Source organism: Roseomonas sp. CAU 1739, from assembly GCF_039839775.1.
GTDB lineage: Bacteria > Pseudomonadota > Alphaproteobacteria > Acetobacterales > Acetobacteraceae > Neoroseomonas.
The window spans coordinates 55,371-73,177 of sequence record NZ_JBDOQQ010000015.1 but is presented as its reverse complement, the minus strand read 5'-3'; the positions used below and the strand labels follow the sequence as shown (position 1 = coordinate 73,177).

20 protein-coding genes are annotated in these 17,807 nt (G+C 71.4%); 8 read left to right on the top strand and 12 right to left on the bottom strand.

Annotated elements, in window-relative coordinates:
* Positions 1-20: 20 nt before the first annotated feature.
* The 10 genes from AAFN86_RS21710 to AAFN86_RS21665 form a co-directional block, all read right to left on the bottom strand.
* Complete coding sequence (locus AAFN86_RS21710; RefSeq protein WP_347545647.1) at positions 21-1,391, bottom strand: esterase-like activity of phytase family protein; 1,371 nt, start codon at positions 1,389-1,391, stop codon at positions 21-23.
* A gap of 79 nt (positions 1,392-1,470) precedes the next feature.
* Positions 1,471-2,343: a polyamine aminopropyltransferase gene (speE, locus tag AAFN86_RS21705; protein ID WP_347545646.1), complete on the bottom strand. Its 873-nt coding sequence runs from the start codon at positions 2,341-2,343 to the stop codon at positions 1,471-1,473.
* 80 nt (positions 2,344-2,423) lie between these two features.
* Complete coding sequence (gene speD, locus AAFN86_RS21700) at positions 2,424-2,882, bottom strand: adenosylmethionine decarboxylase (RefSeq protein WP_347545645.1); 459 nt, start codon at positions 2,880-2,882, stop codon at positions 2,424-2,426.
* 163 nt (positions 2,883-3,045) lie between these two features.
* Positions 3,046-5,898: a hypothetical protein gene (locus AAFN86_RS21695; protein WP_347545644.1), complete on the bottom strand. Its 2,853-nt coding sequence runs from the start codon at positions 5,896-5,898 to the stop codon at positions 3,046-3,048.
* Positions 5,898-6,485 (bottom strand): protein phosphatase CheZ, encoded by a 588-nt coding sequence (locus tag AAFN86_RS21690; protein WP_347545643.1) that lies wholly within the window; start codon positions 6,483-6,485, stop codon positions 5,898-5,900. Before AAFN86_RS21690 ends, AAFN86_RS21695 begins: the two co-directional genes overlap by 1 nt.
* Positions 6,478-6,858, bottom strand: a complete 381-nt coding sequence (locus AAFN86_RS21685; protein WP_347545642.1) for a chemotaxis response regulator CheY — start codon at positions 6,856-6,858, stop codon at positions 6,478-6,480. The genes AAFN86_RS21690 and AAFN86_RS21685 overlap by 8 nt, the downstream gene beginning before the upstream one ends.
* A gap of 32 nt (positions 6,859-6,890) precedes the next feature.
* Complete coding sequence (locus tag AAFN86_RS21680) at positions 6,891-7,526, bottom strand: hypothetical protein (protein WP_347545641.1); 636 nt, start codon at positions 7,524-7,526, stop codon at positions 6,891-6,893.
* Positions 7,526-7,957, bottom strand: a complete 432-nt coding sequence (locus AAFN86_RS21675; protein WP_347545640.1) for a DUF6468 domain-containing protein — start codon at positions 7,955-7,957, stop codon at positions 7,526-7,528. The genes AAFN86_RS21680 and AAFN86_RS21675 overlap by 1 nt, the downstream gene beginning before the upstream one ends.
* Positions 7,954-9,027: a flagellar motor switch protein FliM gene (gene fliM / locus AAFN86_RS21670; RefSeq protein WP_347545639.1), complete on the bottom strand. Its 1,074-nt coding sequence runs from the start codon at positions 9,025-9,027 to the stop codon at positions 7,954-7,956. Before fliM ends, AAFN86_RS21675 begins: the two co-directional genes overlap by 4 nt.
* Complete coding sequence (locus AAFN86_RS21665; RefSeq protein WP_347545638.1) at positions 9,024-9,563, bottom strand: flagellar basal body-associated FliL family protein; 540 nt, start codon at positions 9,561-9,563, stop codon at positions 9,024-9,026. The genes fliM and AAFN86_RS21665 overlap by 4 nt, the downstream gene beginning before the upstream one ends.
* Positions 9,564-9,761: 198 nt before the next feature.
* Between AAFN86_RS21665 and flgF the strand changes: the two genes are divergently transcribed.
* The 5 genes from flgF (at position 9,762) to AAFN86_RS21640 (ending at position 14,089) form a co-directional block, all read left to right on the top strand.
* A complete protein-coding gene (gene flgF, locus AAFN86_RS21660) occupies positions 9,762-10,505 on the top strand; it encodes a flagellar basal-body rod protein FlgF (RefSeq protein ID WP_347545637.1) in 744 nt (247 codons plus the stop codon).
* 107 nt (positions 10,506-10,612) lie between these two features.
* Positions 10,613-11,398: a flagellar basal-body rod protein FlgG gene (gene flgG / locus AAFN86_RS21655; protein ID WP_347545636.1), complete on the top strand. Its 786-nt coding sequence runs from the start codon at positions 10,613-10,615 to the stop codon at positions 11,396-11,398.
* On the top strand, positions 11,398-12,351 hold the full coding sequence (flgA, locus tag AAFN86_RS21650) for a flagellar basal body P-ring formation chaperone FlgA (RefSeq protein ID WP_347545738.1): 954 nt from the start codon (positions 11,398-11,400) through the stop codon (positions 12,349-12,351). The genes flgG and flgA overlap by 1 nt, the downstream gene beginning before the upstream one ends.
* A gap of 1 nt (position 12,352) precedes the next feature.
* Positions 12,353-13,087 carry a flagellar basal body L-ring protein FlgH gene (gene flgH, locus AAFN86_RS21645; protein ID WP_347545635.1) on the top strand — a complete coding sequence of 245 codons (735 nt, stop codon included), beginning with the start codon at positions 12,353-12,355 and terminating at the stop codon, positions 13,085-13,087.
* Between the two features lie 270 nt (positions 13,088-13,357).
* Positions 13,358-14,089 carry an SOS response-associated peptidase gene (locus AAFN86_RS21640; RefSeq protein WP_347545634.1) on the top strand — a complete coding sequence of 244 codons (732 nt, stop codon included), beginning with the start codon at positions 13,358-13,360 and terminating at the stop codon, positions 14,087-14,089.
* Positions 14,090-14,438: 349 nt separating this feature from the next.
* On the opposite strand, the gene dksA is transcribed toward AAFN86_RS21640, so the two are convergent.
* Positions 14,439-14,855: an RNA polymerase-binding protein DksA gene (gene dksA / locus AAFN86_RS21635; protein WP_347545633.1), complete on the bottom strand. Its 417-nt coding sequence runs from the start codon at positions 14,853-14,855 to the stop codon at positions 14,439-14,441.
* Positions 14,856-14,997: 142 nt separating this feature from the next.
* Positions 14,998-15,414, bottom strand: coding sequence for a flagellar assembly protein FliX (locus AAFN86_RS21630; RefSeq protein ID WP_347545632.1), 417 nt, complete (start codon positions 15,412-15,414; stop codon positions 14,998-15,000).
* Between the two features lie 179 nt (positions 15,415-15,593).
* On the opposite strand from AAFN86_RS21630, the gene AAFN86_RS21625 reads away from it, so the two are divergent.
* Genes AAFN86_RS21625 through AAFN86_RS21615 form a run of 3 tightly spaced genes read left to right on the top strand, consistent with a single transcriptional unit; the run spans position 15,594 to position 17,454 of the window.
* Entirely contained in the window at positions 15,594-16,715 is a 1,122-nt protein-coding gene (locus AAFN86_RS21625) for a flagellar basal body P-ring protein FlgI (RefSeq protein WP_408906623.1), read from the top strand.
* Positions 16,715-17,056: a rod-binding protein gene (locus AAFN86_RS21620; RefSeq protein ID WP_347545631.1), complete on the top strand. Its 342-nt coding sequence runs from the start codon at positions 16,715-16,717 to the stop codon at positions 17,054-17,056. The genes AAFN86_RS21625 and AAFN86_RS21620 overlap by 1 nt, the downstream gene beginning before the upstream one ends.
* Positions 17,053-17,454, top strand: coding sequence for a hypothetical protein (locus AAFN86_RS21615; RefSeq protein WP_347545630.1), 402 nt, complete (start codon positions 17,053-17,055; stop codon positions 17,452-17,454). Before AAFN86_RS21620 ends, AAFN86_RS21615 begins: the two co-directional genes overlap by 4 nt.
* Positions 17,455-17,807: the final 353 nt, after the last annotated feature.

Below are 17,807 nucleotides of genomic sequence, written 5' to 3'. Positions count from 1 at the left end.
CCGCGCGAGCGCGCCCCGGGTCAGCGCGCCCGCAGGAAGTCCGGCACGCGCAGCAGGATGATCTCGCTGTCATCCGGCTGCCCCATCCGCCGCGCGCTGTTGTAGGGCAGGTTGTTGTCGTTCACGACGGCGATGTGGTCGGCATCGACCACCGCGACACCTTCCGGCCCCTGGAACGGGAAGGCGAAGCGGCCATTGGGTTCCAGCGGCACATGCGCGCGCCGGTCCGGATCTGCGATGTCGAGCAGGTCGATATAGCCGAGCTTGCGCACGAACCCATCGGCATCGGCATTGCCGAGGTCGATGCGATAGACCCGCTTGAAGGCCGCCGGGCGGTTGAAGCAGTCCAGCCGCGCCGGGCCGTTGCAGGCCTGGGCCGAGCTGCCTTCGGTGGTGTCGTCGCGTTCGATCAGCACGGCCGTGTTCGCATCCACCATGGCGAGGTCGCCGATGGCATGCGCGGGATTTTCGAGCCGGTAGCGCCACTGGCGCCCGGTCCAGCGCCGCTGAGCCACGTCGAATTCCAGCATGCGGACCACCGCCGCCTCGCCTGCTATCTCCGGCTGGCCGGTCTGCGGATCGACCAGCGGGCCTTCGAACATCGCGATCAGCCGCGTGCCGTCGGGGGTCGCCGCCAGCGGCTCGAAGCCGCGGCTGCGGCGGACGTTGAAGCCCGCGACGCCCGGCACATTCGGCAGTTGGGACAGCATGTGGTGGTCCGGGCTGCGCGCGGGCCGCCCTTCCACCAGCGTCTCATGCACCGCGACCACGCGGCCGGTCGCATCAGTCTCCAGGATATAGGGCCCGAACTCGTCGCCGATGAACCAGCGGTCGCCGATGACGGCGAGGCTCTCGGGGTCGAAATCCGCGCCGGTTAGGTAGCGGGTGTCGGCGGCCTCGTTGCGGATGGCGAAGGGGATGCGCCGGTCGGGGTCGCGCAGGAACAGTGTTTCGGCAATGGCGATGCGGCCCGACTGCCAATCCGCCCGTGCGCGATGGACCATCAGCAGGCTGTCCACCGAATTGGGCCGGTTGCCATAGCCATTGTCGGACAGCAGCAGGAAGGTGCCGGGCCCGGTCGGCACCAGGCCGGAGATGCCCTGGGCCGGCTGGCCTTCCAGCGGCAGGCCGACGCCCGAGCTGCGCGGCACCGCCGCGTCCGCAGTGAAGGCCGTGGTCGGGATCGCCCCTGGCCGATCCACGCGGGCGCGGTCGGCGGCGGTGAAACGGCCCGACAGGCGGAAATACGCCGGCGCATCGGCGGGCGGCTGGACCAGCGTCAGCGCCGGCAGCGCGGCGTGGCCGGCCAGCACCGCCTCGAAACGCGGCGTCTGGGCGGCGGCCGGCAGGGCGGCGAGGATGGCGGCGACCAGGGTGGCGGAGAAACGCATCGGACCTCTCCCGAACAAGGCCCGACGCGATGCCATGCAGGGTGCGACGCGCCGATGAACGGCGCGTGACGCTTGCGCGTCAGCCCCCCTGCGGGAGGTGTTCCGCGATGTAGGGCGGCAAGTGGAAGGCGCCGGCATGGATCTCCGGCGTCCAATAGCGCGTGGTGCCGAGGATACCGGCGCCTTCGGCACGGCGGCGGATCTCGGGCACCGGCACGGCGCGGCAGGTGGCGTCCTTGCCCGCCCAGCCCAGCGTCATGAAGCCGCCGACATAGGTCGGGACCGCGGCGACATAGGCCCAGATGTCCGGGAAGGCCTTGCCGCGGCGGATGGATGTCTCGCGCAGTTCGTCGGCCTGCATCTGCGGCACGCCGCACTGGTTCACGACGATGCCGCGCGAAGTCAGCAGCCGGGCGCAATTGGCGTAGAACTCATCGGTGAACAGCACTTCGCCCACGCCGATCGGGTCGGTACTGTCCACGATCACCACGTCGAAGGAAGCACCCGGCGCGCGCCGGACATAGTCGATGCCGTCGGCGACCAGCACCTCGGCGCGCGGATCGGACCACGCATCACCCGCGATACCAGGCAGGTGTTCCTTGGCGAGGCGGATCACCTCGCCGTCGATCTCGACCATCACGGCCTGTTCGACAGTGCGGTGCTGGAGGACGCGGCGCAGCACGCCGCCATCGCCTGCGCCGATGATCAGCACGCGCCTAGCATCACCATGGGCCAGCAACGGCACATGGGCGATCATCTCCTGGTAGGAGAATTCGTCCGCCTCGGTGATCTGCACCACGCCGTCGAGCATCATGACGCGGCCATGCGTCTCGCTCTCGAAGATCAGGATGTCCTGGAAGTCGGACGTGACGCGCGCGAGTTCGCGCTTCACCCGGAAGCGCTGGCCCCAGGCCTCGTACAGCGTCTCATTCACCCAGAGATCGTAGGCCATCGCAGGCATCCCCATCGTGGGAAGCAAAGGGGCCGGACGTCACCGCCCGGCCCCGATTCACTTCGGCATTGCCGGGCGCGTCAGCCGATCAGGCCGCGCTTGTGCTCGGACAACTGCACGCGTTCAGGCAGGAAGCCGCGCTTGAGCGCGGGCAGTGCCTTGTACGGATCGCATTCGCCGCAGACGAAGATGTCCAGCGCCGCGTAGTCGCGTTCCGGCCAGGAATGGATCGACACATGGCTTTCCGCCAGCACCAGCACGCCCGACACCCCGCCATTGGGCGAGAAGTGATGGAAATGCCCGTGCAGGATCGTCGCCCCGGTTGCCAGCGCGGCCTCGCGCAGCACCGAATCGATGTGATCGGGGTCGTCGATGTTCGTCGCCCCCCACAGGTCGATGATCAGATGCGTGCCGGCGTAACGAATGCCGTTGCGCGCAATAAAATAGTCCTTCTCGGGGTGCACCGAGCGGTCTTCGTCAATGTTCCGGGTGTCGCTCGGCAAATCCGAGACCATCCCCGGTTGGACGAGAGCATCCATGTTAAGGGCTCCTTCCAGCCAGCAGATGACCAGGGCGATCGGGAAAGTCCGATCATTTGGGTCAACGGCCGCGCGATATGCGGCAAGGGGTCCGGGGGCGCAAGTGAAATTGCGCCGCGGCGACCGTAAAAGTTGCGGATCACCCCCACGGGGGACGCGCATCTCAGCGCGCGACCTGCACGCCTGCCCGCAAGGCCTCCAGCCGCGCCGGCATGACGCGCATCAATCCGAGTTCGCGTTGCAGGCGCGGCAGGTCCGCGATGGCGCGCACGGGGTTGGCTGTCAGCACGCCGAAGGCCTCGGCAAGCGCGCCGCCTTCCATGCGCGGCCCCTGTGCCGCACGCAGCGCGGCAAGGCCCGCATCATCGCCGGCCAGGGCGAGATACGCGGCATGGCGCGCCAGGGCGACGCGATGGTCCTGCCCCAGCGGCGCAGGTGCCTGCGGCAGGATCGCATCGAGATGGTCAGCCATGGCGGCGGCGGCGCCGCGCCAGTCCTGCGCCTCGGCGCGCAGTTCGGCCCGCGCCGCCGAACCGGCCGGACCGAGCGTCGCGAGCATGTCCTCCGCTTCGGTGCGCGCGCCACGTCGCGCAAGCGCCCGGGCGCGCAGCAGGGCACGCTGGGTCACGATCGGTGCATCGAGGCTCGTGGATTCGCTCGCATCGAGCGCGGCGATCGTGCCGGCGGCGTCCCGTTCGGCCAGCCGCATCACGGCCAGCCGCGCGCCGATCGCCGCGCGTGCGGGGGCGTCCTCGCTCGCATCCACGGCGCGACGCAGCAGGGCCGCGGCACGATCCGGCAGGTCGAGCCCGGCAAGTCGTTCCGCCAGCATCAGCACCGCCGCCTCGCCGCGCGCACCGCCCGGCAGCATGTCCGGCTGCGCATCGAACATCGTCGCGGCCACCAGCGGCGGCGCCGTCTCCAGCGCGACCGCGAAGGCGTTCTGCAAGGCCGGACGCAGCGCCGCCGCCGCATCGGGGAACAGCCGCGCGGTTTCCTCGAGCAACGCATGGGCCTGCTGCCCCTGGAGCGCTTCCAGGCGCAGCGCGGCGATACGCCGGCGCAGCGCCAATTCCTCCGGCCCGCCGCGCCAGGCGAAGAGCGACTGTTCCAGCGCCTCGGCCGCGCCGGCCTGGTCGATGCTGCCGGCGGCGAGGCGCAGTTCCGCCAGGCGACGCTGGGCGATCGCGCGCCGGCGCCGGTCGCGCCCGGCCACCAGCGCGGCATAGGCTTCGGTCGCGGCGGCGTCGCGGCCGGCCGCTTCCATCACCATCGCCCGCGCCAGGTCGAGCCCCGCGACGTCGCCGGCCTGGGCGAGCAGGGCCGCAGCGGCGGTCGCCTCGCCACCCTGGGCCAGCGCCTCGGCGACCAGCGGCAGGGCACGCGCGCGCAGCGCCTCGGGATAGATGAGCACCAGGGGCGCGCTGACACGCAGCGCGGCAGCCGCGTCTTCCCCGCGACTGAGCGCCAGCAGGGCGCGCCACAGGGCCACCTCGTCGCGCGGCGGCAGGCGCGCATCCATGATCGCCCGCGCATCGCCCGGCCGGCCCGACAGCAGCGCCGCCACGCCATGGGCGAGCAGCAGGCGCGCATCCTCCCGCGCTTGCGGATCCTCCTGGAAGGCGATCGCCGCCATCGCCTGGGCTTCCTGCGGCATCCCCAGTGCGAGCAGCGTCTCCGCCGCGTCGCGCCGCGACGGGCCGCGGGCCAGCGGTGCGGCGGCATTCAGCGTGGTGAGCACATTGCGCAAGCGTTCCAGCAACACCGGCGTCGCGCTGGTCGGCAGGTCGAGCAGGCGGCTCATCGCCAGTGCCGCGGGCGGTGGCTCCTGCCCCGGCAACGCGCCGAGCATGAGCGATTCGCCCGCGCCCGCCTGCACCGCGAAGCGATCCTCGGTTACCACGCGCAAGCCCAGCCGGTCGGACCGGGCCAGCAGCACGGCGCCCAGCATGCTCGGCAGAAGGTCGAAATCCGGCAAACGACGGACCGTCGCGATACCGGGTCCGGGGCGCCGCAGCGTGCCGACCAGCAGCGTCTCCCCGGTTGCCGGGTCGGCCATGGCGACCGTCCCGCCGGGACTGCCACCGAGCAGCAGAAGCCGAGCGGGCGGGCCGGCCTCGGGCACCGCGCGCAGCACCGTGGCATCGATCGGCGGCGCGTCGCGCCGCGCCTCCAGTACCCAGGCCTCGCCATCCCGCCGCGCGATCAGGTGGCTGGGTGCGGGCAACGGCAAACGGAACACCGTGCCCTCGCCGGCCGGCTGGCTCTCGAGCCCGGCAAAGACGGCGTGGCCGCGCACCAAGGTCGGATCAGCCACCAGGACCCGATCGACCACGATGTGCACCCACTCGCCGCGGCGGAACATGGCTAGGCCGGCCTCCGGCCCCGCATCGAGGACGAGTCCGGTGCCGCCGGGCAGCAGGCGCAGCGCCGAAGCGCCGGTCGCGGCGTCCCGCAGCGCGGCGGCGGGCTGCGTCCTGGCCGCCGGCTGCGCGGCCGCGGCCGGGGCCAGGGCGGTTGGCGCGGTGGCGGGCGGCGGAGCGGGGCTCGCCGGCAGCGGGTCCGGCGCGGGGCTCGCGACCGGCACGGCGGGCGGCGGCGCCGGCTGCGTGGGGCTGCGCGCCGCCGCGGCAGGCCGGGCGGGCGGTGCCGGTTCGGCTGCGGCCGCGGGGTCGCGGATGTCGAGCACGATCCGGTTGCCGAGGCGGAAATGCCGCGGCCGCGCGCCCGGCGCGATGCGGATCGCCACCGCATCGCCATCCCGCTCGACCGCCAGCACGTTGCGCGGCGGGCGGCGGGCGGCGGCCAAGTCGAGTTGCCCCGGCGCGGCGAAGCGGATGACCACCCGCCCATCCTGTTCCTCGACGCCGTAGCCGATGCGCGACGGCCAGTCGAAGACCAGTCGGCCGAGATCCGGATGGGTGCCGACGCGCAGCGCCACGCGCGGCACGTCCTGCCCCCGCGCGGCGGGCACGAGGGCGACCAGCGCCAGCAGGATCAGCGCCGGCAGGCGCATCAGTCGAAACTGGCCAGCAGGCGGTCGATCTCCGCCTGGGAACTGGCGCCCCCCGGCAATTGCGGGCCATTGGCCAGCGCCTGGCCCTCGGTACGCGGTGCCGCCGGCGCCACCGACTGCGGCGTGGCGCGGCCCGAGGCATTCGCGACCGCCGCCTCGACACGGGATTCGATCGCCTTCAGCGCGGAGACCACCTTGCTGATGCGCTGGCCGGTAATGTCCTGGAAGGAGCAGGCCTCGTAGATGCGCGTCACCGCGCCCTGCAGCGCGGTTGCCGCCGCCTCCGGCACCTCGGATTGCAGTTTCTCGAGCACCTCGCAGCAATCGAGGATCTCGTTGGTCGCCTCGGCGGTGTGGCCGACGATGGCGTCGAGTTCATCGGTCGCCGAGGGGATATGTGCGCCGGTGATGTCATCGACCGACAGCGCGGCGATCTCTGCCTTAGCGCGGGCGATGGTGCGGCCCAGCGCCTCCAGTTCGGCGAGCAGCGCGGCTTCGCGCGCCGTCAGGTCGCCGGCCATCGAACCGAGCACGGCGCGCACGGCCGCCTCGATGCGGTCGTCGTCGGGAAGGCTGCCGTCAGGCATGGACCGCCACCTTCTCGATCTTCTCCTTCAGCGTCTCGGCGTTGAAGGGCTTCACGATGTAGTTCGACACGCCCGCCTGCTTGGCCGCGACCACGTTCTCGGTCTTGCTCTCGGCGGTGATCATGATGAAGGGCATGGATTTCAGCCGCGCATCGGCGCGCACTTCCTTGAGCAGGTCGAGACCCGTCATCGGCGCCATGTTCCAGTCGCTGATCACCAGGCCGAAATTGCCGGCGCGCAGCTTGGCCAGCGCCTCCTGCCCGTCGGTGGCCTCATCGACATTGTTGAAGTCGAGCTGCTTCAGCAGATTGCGGATAATGCGCAGCATCGTCCGGTAGTCGTCCACGATCAGGACGTTGGTGTTGCGGTCCATCGGTCGGGTCTTGCCTCCTGCCTGGTGTCAGTTCAGTCCACGGTGCTGCGGCGCGCGCGGTGGCGCGCCAGCTCCGCCGTTGCCATCCGCGCCCGGTCCGGGCGCATCGCGCCGATCACGGGGGCGGCCTTGCGGTCGCTCATGCGGTCGAGGATCTCGACCATCACGGGCATGTCGAGGTCATCGAAGATCGTCGCCGCATCGCGCGGGCGCATCGCCTCATAGGTGCGCACCAGGCCGCGCCAGCCGGCCTCCTCGCGCTCGCCGCGCGCACGATCCAGCGCTTCGAGCCGCTGCTGCATCGCGGTCAGTTCCTCGACCCGGCGGGTCAGCCGGGCCTCGGCGGCCTGCAGCACGATTTCCTGCGCCGAGACGGCCTGTTCGCGCGCCTCGATATCGGTGCGGCGGGCGCGCAGTTGTTCCAACAAGGCGCGTTCGGCCTGCGCCGCCGGGTCCGGCGCGGGCGGGGCGATCGCGACGGGCGCGGGTTGCGGGCGTGGCGTGGGCGTGGGCGTGGGCGCCGCCGGTGGCGGGTCCGCGGCGCGCGCAGATGCCACTACCGCCGGCAGCGCCGGCGCGCGCAGCGCGGCCAGCAGCGCCTCCGCCTTGACGAGGAACAGCCCCGCCATGGCCAGGATCGCGGCGGGCAGCAGGCGCGGGCGTCCCATCAGCGCGCCGCCCGCGCACCAAGGGTGATGGCCCGCAGCAGGTCGCGCTCGGCTTGGCTTTGCAGCGGCGGGGGCTCGGGCGCGCGCGGCGCCTCCTGGGTCAGCGGACGGCCAGCGCGCACCAAGCCTTCCAGCCGGTCGGCCAGGGTTTCGGCGCGTTCGACCAGATAGCGCAAATCGTCGCGCAATGGTTCGGCCGTGGCCGTGCGCTCGGCCACCTGCCGCCCGGCGAGTTCCGCCGAGGCGCGCAGCCGCACCATCGCCGCCTCGGCCATGCGCGCGGCCTCACCGAGCCCCTGCGCGCTGCCTTCCATGGCGGATCGGTCGGCGCGGATCTCGCGCAGCGCGCGTTCCAGCCGCAGTGCGAAGGGGATCGCCGCGCCCAGCATCAGCAGCAGCACCAGTTGCAGGCCCCATTCCAGCATGGTCATGCCGCCACCCCCGCCGTGCCGCGACTGCGTTCCAGCTCCCGCGAGATGCGCACCGCCAGGCGCTGTTCCTGCCGACCGAGCTCGGCCTCGAACAACGGCACCTCCCCACAGCGCAGCCGCACCGGCGCGCCGGGTGCGACACCCAGCGTGATGCGGTCGCCCACCTTCAGGCCGATGACGGAGGACAACGGCATCAGCTGTTCGTCCAGCACCACGTCGAGCGCGACCTCGGTGGAGCGCAGCTCCTCGGCGAGATGGGTTTCCCAGATGCTGTCGCGGCCGAACTTCTCGCCCATGAATTGCTGCAGCAGCAGTTCGCGCACCGGTTCGAGCGTGGCGTAGGGCAGCAGCAATTCAAGCTTGCCGCCGCGATCCTCCATGTCCACGCGCAGCCGCACCAGCACGCAGGCATTGGACGGGCGGGAGATGGCGGCGAAGCGTGGATTCACCTCCAGCCGCTCGAAGCCGAAGACGACGGGACACAGCGGCTCGAAGGCCGCGGTCAGGTCGTCGAGCACGACGCCGATCAGGCGTTCGACCAGGGTGCGCTCGATGGTGGTGTAGGGGCGGCCTTCGATGCGCATCGCCGCCGTGCCGCGCCGCCCGCCGAGCAGCACGTCCACCACGGAATAGATCAGCGCGGAATCGACCACGACCAGGCCGTAATTGTCCCATTGCGCCGCGCGGGTGACGCCCAGCATCGCCGGCAGCGGGATGGAATTCAGGTAGTCGGCGAAGCGCAGCGAGACGATGCCGTCGATCGACACCTCCACATTGTCGGAGGTGAAGTTGCGCAGCGTGGTGGACATCAGCCGCACCATGCGATCGAAGACGATCTCCAGCATGGGCAGGCGCTCATAGGAGACGAGGCCCGAGGAGATGATCCTCTGGATGCCGCTTTCCTCCCCGTCCCCGCCGCCCTTGCTGTCGAAGCCGAGCAGGCTGTCGATCTCGGCCTGGTTGAGCACGCGCGTGGCATCCGGTGCCGGCGCATCGGCGGCCGTGCCGTCTTCCTCATCCAGGGCAGCACCCCAGGCGGCGGCGAGGTCTTCCTCGGATTCCCCGCTCATTGCACCAGCATCTCCAGGAACAGCACGTCGGTGATGCGCGGCGCGGCCTGCGTGCTGCCCGCCGGCGGGGCGACGGCGATGTTGGCGCGCGCGACCAGTTCCTCGCGCAGCCGCTGGGTGCCGGCGGAACCGCGCAGCTCCTCCGGGCGCATCTCCCGCAGATGGGTCTGGAACAGGTCGAGCAGCCGCGGCATCGCCAGCTGGATCGCCGCGGCATCCTCGGCGCGGGTGATCTCGAGCTTGCTGCGCAGCTTCACATAGACAGGCCGCCGGCCGGTCGCGTTCAGGTTGGCGATGATCTCCGGCATCTCGAAGAAGGCGGGCGGGCGCGGTGCCTCGGCCTGCGGCGCGCCACGCGCGTCCGCGGCGGTGTCGTGGTGCCCCATGCCGAGCAGGTTCGGCAGGATGCCGCCGAACCACAGCCCGGCCCCGATCCCGCCCAGCAGCATGGGCACGGCGATGAGGAGGAGCTTCTTCCTGCCTCCACCGCTCTTGCCCGCTTCCGCCCCGGTCGCCTCGGCCGCTGCCGCCGCCATGTCATGCCTCCTGCACGGGGGCATCCTCCACGCCCGCCGTTAAGGAAGGATTGCGGCGGATCGGTGCTGCCGGGTGCCGGGCCGCGCCTGCCGCCACCCGGCAGGAAATGCCGCCCGTTTCGCCGCCCACGGCTGGCACGGCGGTTGCCCCTGCCCTGGCACCCCGGCGGCTACCACCACGGGGATGGAGACAGCGGCATGGACAGCCCCGGCTACATCATCCTCTCGCGCCTCTCGCTGCAGTCCCGCGCGACCGAGGTGCTGGCGCACAACGTCGCCAATGCGGACACGCCGGGCTTCCGCGCCCAGCGACCAGTCTTCGCCGCCTTCGTCGCGCGCCAGGACAGTGGCGCCGCGCCGCCGGGCGGCCGTCCGATCGCCTATGTCCAGGACCGCGCCACCTGGCGGGAGATGGAACCCGGCCCGGTCCAATCCACCGGCAATCCCCTGGACGTCGCGATCAACGGCGAGGGCTTCTTCGCCGTCGAGACACCACGTGGCGAACGCTTCACCCGCGCCGGGCGGTTCAGCATCGGCCAGGATGGCCGCATCGTCGACATGGAAGGCCATGCGGTGATGGGGGCGGAGGGCAACGCCATCGCCGTCTCGCGCAACGACACGCGCATCACCATCCAGGGCGACGGTACGGTGCGCAGCGAGAACGGCACGCTTGGCCGGCTGCGCATCGTCACCTTCGCCAACCCGCAGACGCTGCGCGGCGAGGGCGACCGCCTGTTCGACCCGGCCGGGGAAGACCCCCAGCCCGTCGAGCGCCCCGCCGTGGTGCAGGGCGCGCTCGAAGGCAGCAACGTGCACCCGATCATGGAAATGACCCGCCTGACCACGGAGATGCGCGAATTCCAGTTCGCCGCCCAATTCGCCGAGAAGGAAGGCGAACGCCTTTCGACCGCCGTCGAGCGCATCCTGCGCCGCCGCACGTGACGCGCGATGCGTTTCTCGCCCCTCGCTCCAACCCCATGCTCGACCGCGTGATTCAGACCCCCGGTGCCTGCGCACCCACAGTCATCGCGCCGTAAGGATCACGACCGATGCGATCGCTCACCATTGCCGCCACCGGCATGATGGCCCAGCAGAACAATGTCGAAGTCATCTCCAACAACATCGCCAACATATCGACCACCGGCTTCAAGCGGCGGCGGGCGGAATTCCAGGACCTGATCTACCAGAACCTGCGCCGCACCGGGTCGCAATCGGCCGACACCGGCACGACGCTGCCATCGGGTGCGCAGATCGGCCTGGGCGTGCGCACCGCCGCCGTCTACCGGATCAGCGAGCAGGGCAACCTGCAGCAGACCGAGAACCGCTTCGACCTCGCGGTGCGCGGCAACGGCTTTTTCCAGATCCAGCTTCCCTCGGGGGAGACGGCCTATACCCGCGACGGCACCTTCGGCCTGTCGGCGGAAGGCACCATCGTCACCGCGGAAGGCTTCGTGGTGAATCCCGGCATCACCATCCCGGCCAATGCGCGCGACGTCACCATCAATTCCAACGGCGAGGTACTGGCCAAGATCGACGGGCAGACCAACCCGCAGAATGTCGGCCAAATCCAGCTCGCCATCTTCGCCAATGAAGGCGGGCTGGAGGCGGTCGGCGACAACCTGTTCCTCGCCACCCCGTCCTCGGGCGAGGCGCAGCAGGGTTCGCCCGGATCGGTCGGCTACGGCCAGACCATGCAGGGCTTCATCGAGACGTCGAACGTCAATGTGGTGCAGGAGATCACCTCGCTGATCACCGCGCAGCGCGCCTATGAGATGAATTCGCGCGTCATCACCGCCTCCGACGAGATGCTGTCCACCCTGACGAGGCTGCGGTGATGCGCCGGCGCGCGCTGGCCCTGCTGCCCTTCGCCGCGCTGCCGGCACGCGCGCAGGGCATCCCGCCGGCGCCGCGGCCGCTGGTGCTGGCCGAGGATGCCTCGCTGCGCCTGGGCGAGTTGTTCGAGAATGCCGGCGACGCCGGTCAAGCGGTGATCGGTGCCGCACCGGCGCCGGGGCGGCGGATGATGCTCGATGCGTCGCAGCTGTCGATGATCGCGCGCCGCTTCAACCTGGCCTGGCGGCCATTGTCGGGCGAGGAGCGCAGCATCGTCGAACGCCCCGGCCGCCCGCTGCCGCGCGAGGAGGTCGAGGCCCTGCTGCGCGAGGATCTGGTGCGTCTCGGCATGGACCCTGATGCCGAGTTGGAACTACCGGGCTTCGCACCCCCCTCGGTGCCGCTCGGCACGCTGCCGCAGGCGATGCTGGAATCGTCGAGCTACGACGCCGCGACGCGCCGCTTCGCCACCACGCTGGTGGTCGCGGCCGATGGCATGGCGTCCTGGCGCGGGCGGCTGACCGGGCGTGCGCTTTCCACCGTGCCCGTGGTGATCGCCACGCGCCGCCTGGCGGTTGGCGACATCGTCGGGCCGGCGGATGTGCGTGAGATCCGCCTTCGCGCCGAACGCGTCCGCCCGGGCACCGCGCAGCGCGCCGAGGAGGTTGCCGGTCGCCAGCTGCGCCGGCCGATCGCGGCCAACCTGCCCTATGTGCTGGTCGACCTCACGGCGCCGACGATCATCGCCAAGAACCAGCTGGTGCTGATGGTGCTCGATGGGCCGGGCCTGGCGATGACCGCGCAGGGCCGCGCGCTGGAAGCGGCAGCGCGGGGGGACCGCGTGCCGGTGATGAATCTCGGCAGCCGTTCGGTGGTCGAGGCGGAGGCAATCGGGCCGGGGCGCGTGCGCGTGCTGCCAGGCGCCGTTCCGGTCCAGATCGCACGGAGGAATTGAGATGCGCCAGGCGCTGATCCTGATGATGCCGCTGGCCATGATTGCTTGTTCGGGGGCCGAAAGGCTTTCCCGCCTGGGCGACCCGCCGGAGATGGCGCCGGTCACCAACCCCACCCAGGACCCGCGCTGGCGCCCGGTGACGATGCCCATGCCAAACCCCCAGGACCCGCCGCTGGCGAACAATTCCCTGTGGCGGCCGGGCAGCCGCACCTTCCTGCGCGACCAGCGCGCGGCAACGGTGGGCGACCTTGTCACCGTGCTTGTCGCCATCGCGGATGAGGCCGAATTGCAGAACCGCACCATCCGGTCGCGCAACAACAGCGAGGGGATGGGCATTCCGCAGATGCTCGGGCTGCAATCCTCCTACGGTCGGCTGTTTCCGGCAGGCATCGACCCGTCGCGGCTGGTCGAGGCCAATTCGACATCGGATGTGAACGGCACCGGCCAGACCCGCCGCAACGAAACCGTGACGCTGCGGGTCGCGGCCACGGTGTCCCAGGTGCTGCCCAACGGGAATCTGGTGGTGACGGGGCGCCAGCAGGTGCGGGTGAACAGCGAGTTGCGCGACCTGACGGTCGGTGGAGTGATCCGCCCGCAGGACATCGCATCCGACAACACGGTACGGCACGACCGGCTGGCCGAGGCGCGGATCGCCTATGGCGGGCGCGGCACGATCAGCGACGTGCAGCGGCCGCGGACCGGGCAGGAACTGCTGGATGTGATCTTGCCGTTCTGACGGGTGCTTCGCCAAACCACCGTCGCCGGGGGCCAGCGGGGCCCCGGCACCCGGCGGGTAAGCGCGGGCCTCGGCTGCACCAGGCACGCCGCCCTTCGCCCGGTGCAACACGCGGTGCGCCCGGTCGCGATGCCCAGGGCGTCACCGAACCTTGGTGCGGATGGCCGGCAGCAGAAACGCCCCCCCCGCCGCCATCCGCATCGCAGGGGCCGGGAGCGCGACCCAATCCGCGCCTTGCCCCCGCCGGGGTCGGGCAGGCAAACAGGATCCATGTGCGGGCGGTATTTCCAGCAGCGGTCCTCGGGCGACATTGCGCGGCACTTCAAGGTGACGGGGTCCATCACGAATCTGCCGCCTTCCTTCAACCGGGCGCCCACCCAGGACGGCCTGGTGCTGCGGCGGCATCCCGAAACCGGGGCGCGGCATCTCGATGCCCTGCGCTGGGGTCTGGTGCCGCGCTGGGCCAAGGATCCCTCGGGCGGGGCGCGGATGATCAATGCGCGCAGCGAAACCGTGGCCGAAAAGCCCGCCTTCCGCGATGCCTTCGCCAAGCGCCGCGCCATTGCCGTGGCCGATGGCTTCTATGAATGGGACCAGCACACCGCCAAGGGCGCGAAGCAGCCCTTCGCGATCGCCATGGCCGATGGCGCGCCGATGCCCCTCGCCGCCTTGTGGGAAGGCTGGCGCGCACCCGACGGGACCATCCTGCGCAGCTTCACCATCCTGACCACGGTAGCGGTGCCGGAACTGGCCGGGCTGCACGACCGCATGCCGGTGATCCTGCCGCCCGAGGCCTGGGATGCCTGGCTTGGCGCGACGCCGGCCGACGATGCGTCGCTGCATGCGCTGCTGAAACCCTATCCGCGCCAAGGCCTTGCGGTATGGCCGGTGGGCGCGCGGGTCGGCCGAGTCGCGGAGGATGACGCCGGCCTGATCGAACGCGATCCGCTGGCGCAGCCGCCGCCGGGCCTGGACGACCCATCGCCGACCTTCGGCGACTGACCGGCGCCATGCCGGGCGCGCCCGCGCCCCGGGCCAGCCGCGGCCACGCGTCAGGCCATCGCCACGGCCGCGGCATCATCCACGCCTGCACGGATGCCGCGCTTGCCACAGGATCCGCTCCACGCCGGCGCCGCAGATTCATACCAACGGCCGAATTCTTCGACCGTTGGTATCGGCTTCGGCCTGCCCTCAGACGCCGGGCGCAAACCTCCGGTTTGCTTGGCTTTCGCCGGACTACCGGCGGGCCGCCTTCGCGGCCTCGGCACGAGTCAATGACTCGTGCCGTTGGTATCAGTCCACCCGCCGACGGATGGCCCATCAAAAAAGGCCGCCAAGGGCGGCCGGCGCATCAATCGTCGCGGTGCACCCGCTCCATCCGCTCATGGCGCTCCTGCGCCTCGATGCTCATGGTCGCGATCGGGCGGGCTTCGAGGCGGCGCAGGCCGATCGGCTCGCCGCTTTCCTCGCAGTATCCGTAGGTGCCGGTCTCGATCCGGTCGATCGCCTGGTCGATCTTGCTGATCAACTTGCGGGCCCGGTCACGGGTGCGCAGTTCCAGCGCCCGGTCGGTCTCGACGCTGGCGCGGTCGGTCAGGTCGGGTTCCGCGATCCCGCCTTCGGACAGCGAGGAGAGCGTCTCACCGGCTTCCCTCAACAGGTCCTGCCGCCACTTCAGCAGCTTCTGCCGGAAGTATTCCAGCTGAAGCGGGTTCATGAACGCCTCGTCGTCCGAGGGTCGGTAGTCCGGCGGTAGCGTCACGAGCATCTCAATCCATTCCCCCGGGCCGAGGATGCGACCTGTTCCTGCCGGAACGGGCACCCCCCCTCAATGCGGGCGGAACATAGACGCGTGGCGTGTCGAAAGCCAAGGGGGGAGAAAGCGACAAATCCCTGAAACAGCGGGCTTTTCAGTCTGGTGACGCAGCGGCGTCCAGACCGTGGCGCGCAAGCTCGACCCTGGCGCGCAGCCGGATCGCCGCCATCGCCGCGGCAAGCGCCGGGTCGGCCGCCTCCTCGCCCGGCACCAGGGCGGCCAGGTCACGGAGTCGCGCCGGGTCCATCGCACCGCCCAGCAGCGCGAGTTGGAGGTCCGTCAGCGATCGCAGCAGCGCCTGGCCGCGATGGCGGGCGCGCGCGTCGCGTTCCGCCACCGGCCCGGCTTCCTGCAGCGCGAGCAGACCGATCGGCTGCGCCGGCGCGACACCCCGGGCAGCCGCCGCCACGCCCGCCGGAACGCCGCCCAGGTTGAAGCCGCCGCCGGCGCTGCGCAGCGCCCGTCCCGTCCCCGTCGCCGCCCCGCCCGACACACCCCGAACGCCAACCATGGCCCTTCCCTTCCGCATCGCCGGCAAGATCCGGCCCCTCCCCGGCAAAGCCTGCCGGTCTTTTCCACCCCCGCGGCTGGCATGCGCCTTGCGCTGTCGCGGTGAACCCCGCGGACCGACCCCGGGGCCTGATCCGGACAGGCGCGCCGCCGCGAGCAACGGCGCGCGGGAGACGCATCTTGGGCTGCAATGCTTACGCGAGAACGAAGAGGCTGCTGGCCGGGCTGCTGCTCGCCCTCGGCCTCGTTCTGCCGGCCGCCGCCCAGGTCCGCATCAAGGACATCGCGGATGTCGAGGGCGTGCGCGACAACCAGCTGGTCGGCTACGGCCTGGTGGTCGGGCTGAACGGCACCGGGGACCGGCTGCGATCCGCCGTGTTCACCCGGCAATCGCTGGTGGGGATGCTCGAACGGCTCGGCGTCAACACGCGCGACAATGAACGCCAGCTCGACACCCGCAACGTCGCCGCGGTGATGGTCACCGCCAACCTGCCGCCCTTCGCCCGGCCCGGCAGCCGCATCGACATCTCGGTTTCGGCGCTGGGCGACTCGACGAACCTGACCGGCGGCACGCTGCTGGTCACCCCGCTGCTCGGCGCGGATGGGGAGGTCTATGCGGTCGCCCAGGGGTCGATCGCCACCGGGGCGATCAGCGCGCGCGGCGCCGGTGCCTCGGTCACCCGCGGCGTGCCGACCGCCGGGCGCATCGCCAATGGTGCGATCGTGGAACGGGAAGTGCCGTTCCAGCTGGCCTCGCGAGACCGCATTCGGCTGTCGCTGCGCAACCCGGACCTGACCACGGCGCGGCGCATCGCCGCGGCGATCAATGGCGCGATACGGGGGCAGATCGCCGCGGCGACCGATTCGCGCACCGTCACCGTGTCGCTGTCCGGCCAGAGCCCGATCGATTTCCTCAGCCGCATCGAACAACTGCGCGTCGAACCCGACCAGGTCGCCCGCGTCGTCATCGACGAGGCCTCCGGCACCATCGTCATGGGCGCCAATGTGCGCGTGTCGACCGTTGCCATCGCGCAGGGCAACCTGACCATCCGCGTGACGGAAACGCCCCAGGTCAGCCAGCCCAATGCGCTCGCGGGCGGGGAGACCGTGGTCACCCCGCGCACCTCCATCGAGGTGGACGACCAGGCCAATCGCCGCATGGGCGTGTTGCCGCGTTCCGTCACGTTGCAGGAACTGGTGCGCGGGCTGAACAGCCTGGGCGTCGGGCCGCGCGACCTGATCACCATCCTGCAGGCGATCAAGGCCGCCGGCGCGCTGCAGGCCGAATTGGAGGTCCGCTGATGGATACACCCGCCGCCATCGCCCCGGTCCAGCCGCGTGCCCTGCGCGCACCGGGCGCCGCCGGCAACGACGCCGCCCAGCGCCAGGCCGCCCGCGACTTCGAGGCCCAGGCGATGGCCATGCTGCTGCAGCCGATCTTCGCCACCGTCGATACCTCCCGCTCCCGCTTCGGCGGCGGCGCGGCCGAGGCGCAGTGGCGGCCCATGCTGGTCGATGCCTATGCCGCGGCCGCCGTGCGGTCGGGCCATGGCATCGGCCTTGCCGACGCCGTGCTGCGGGAACTGCAGCGCCTAGGCAGCACCCGGAACACCACCCCCAACACGGGAGATAGCGCACCATGATGGACAGCCTGATCCTCGCCGGCCAACGGCTGGCCGAAGCCCTTCGCGCGGAGAATGAGGCGCTCGCCAAGCTCGACCTGCCACGCGCGGCCACGCTCGCGACCAGCAAGATCGCCGCATCGGACGCCTTCGCCGCGGCCTATGCCGCGCAAGCGAAACATGGCGCGGCGCCCGATGGGCCGGTGCGCCAGGCGGCGGCGGTGCTGACCCGGCGGCTTGAGGAGCTGGGCCAGGAGAACCGGCGCCTGCTGGAACGCGCCGTGGCCCTGCAATCGCGCGTGATCGAGACGATTGCGGGGGCCGCCTTGCAGCGCAATGCGCCGCAGGGCTACGCGCCGGCCGGTCACCGCCAGGCCGGCGGGGCCACGCTGGCCATGACGTTGTCGGCGCGCGTGTAATACCAACGGCACGAGTCATTGACTCGTGCCGAGGCCGTAAAGGCGGGCCGGCCGTTACCGCCGGCGCGGCGAGGTCGGGCGGATGCCGGTTGCAGGGACTTCGCGCCGCGGTCCCGAGACCGGGCGTGGCGGGCAGCGGCTCGCGGTCTGGTCGCGCCATCGGCGCGCGGTCTGGTCGCGCCATCGGCGCGCGGTCTGGTCGCGCCATCGGCGCGCGGTCTGGTCGCGCCATCGGCGCGCGGTCTGGTCGCGCCATCGGCGCGCGGTCTGGTCGCGCCATCGGCCCTCGGTCCAGCCGCGGCGCCCCAGCGCGGCGCCAGGCTCTCGCGATCGCGTGATTCCAACCCGGCGTG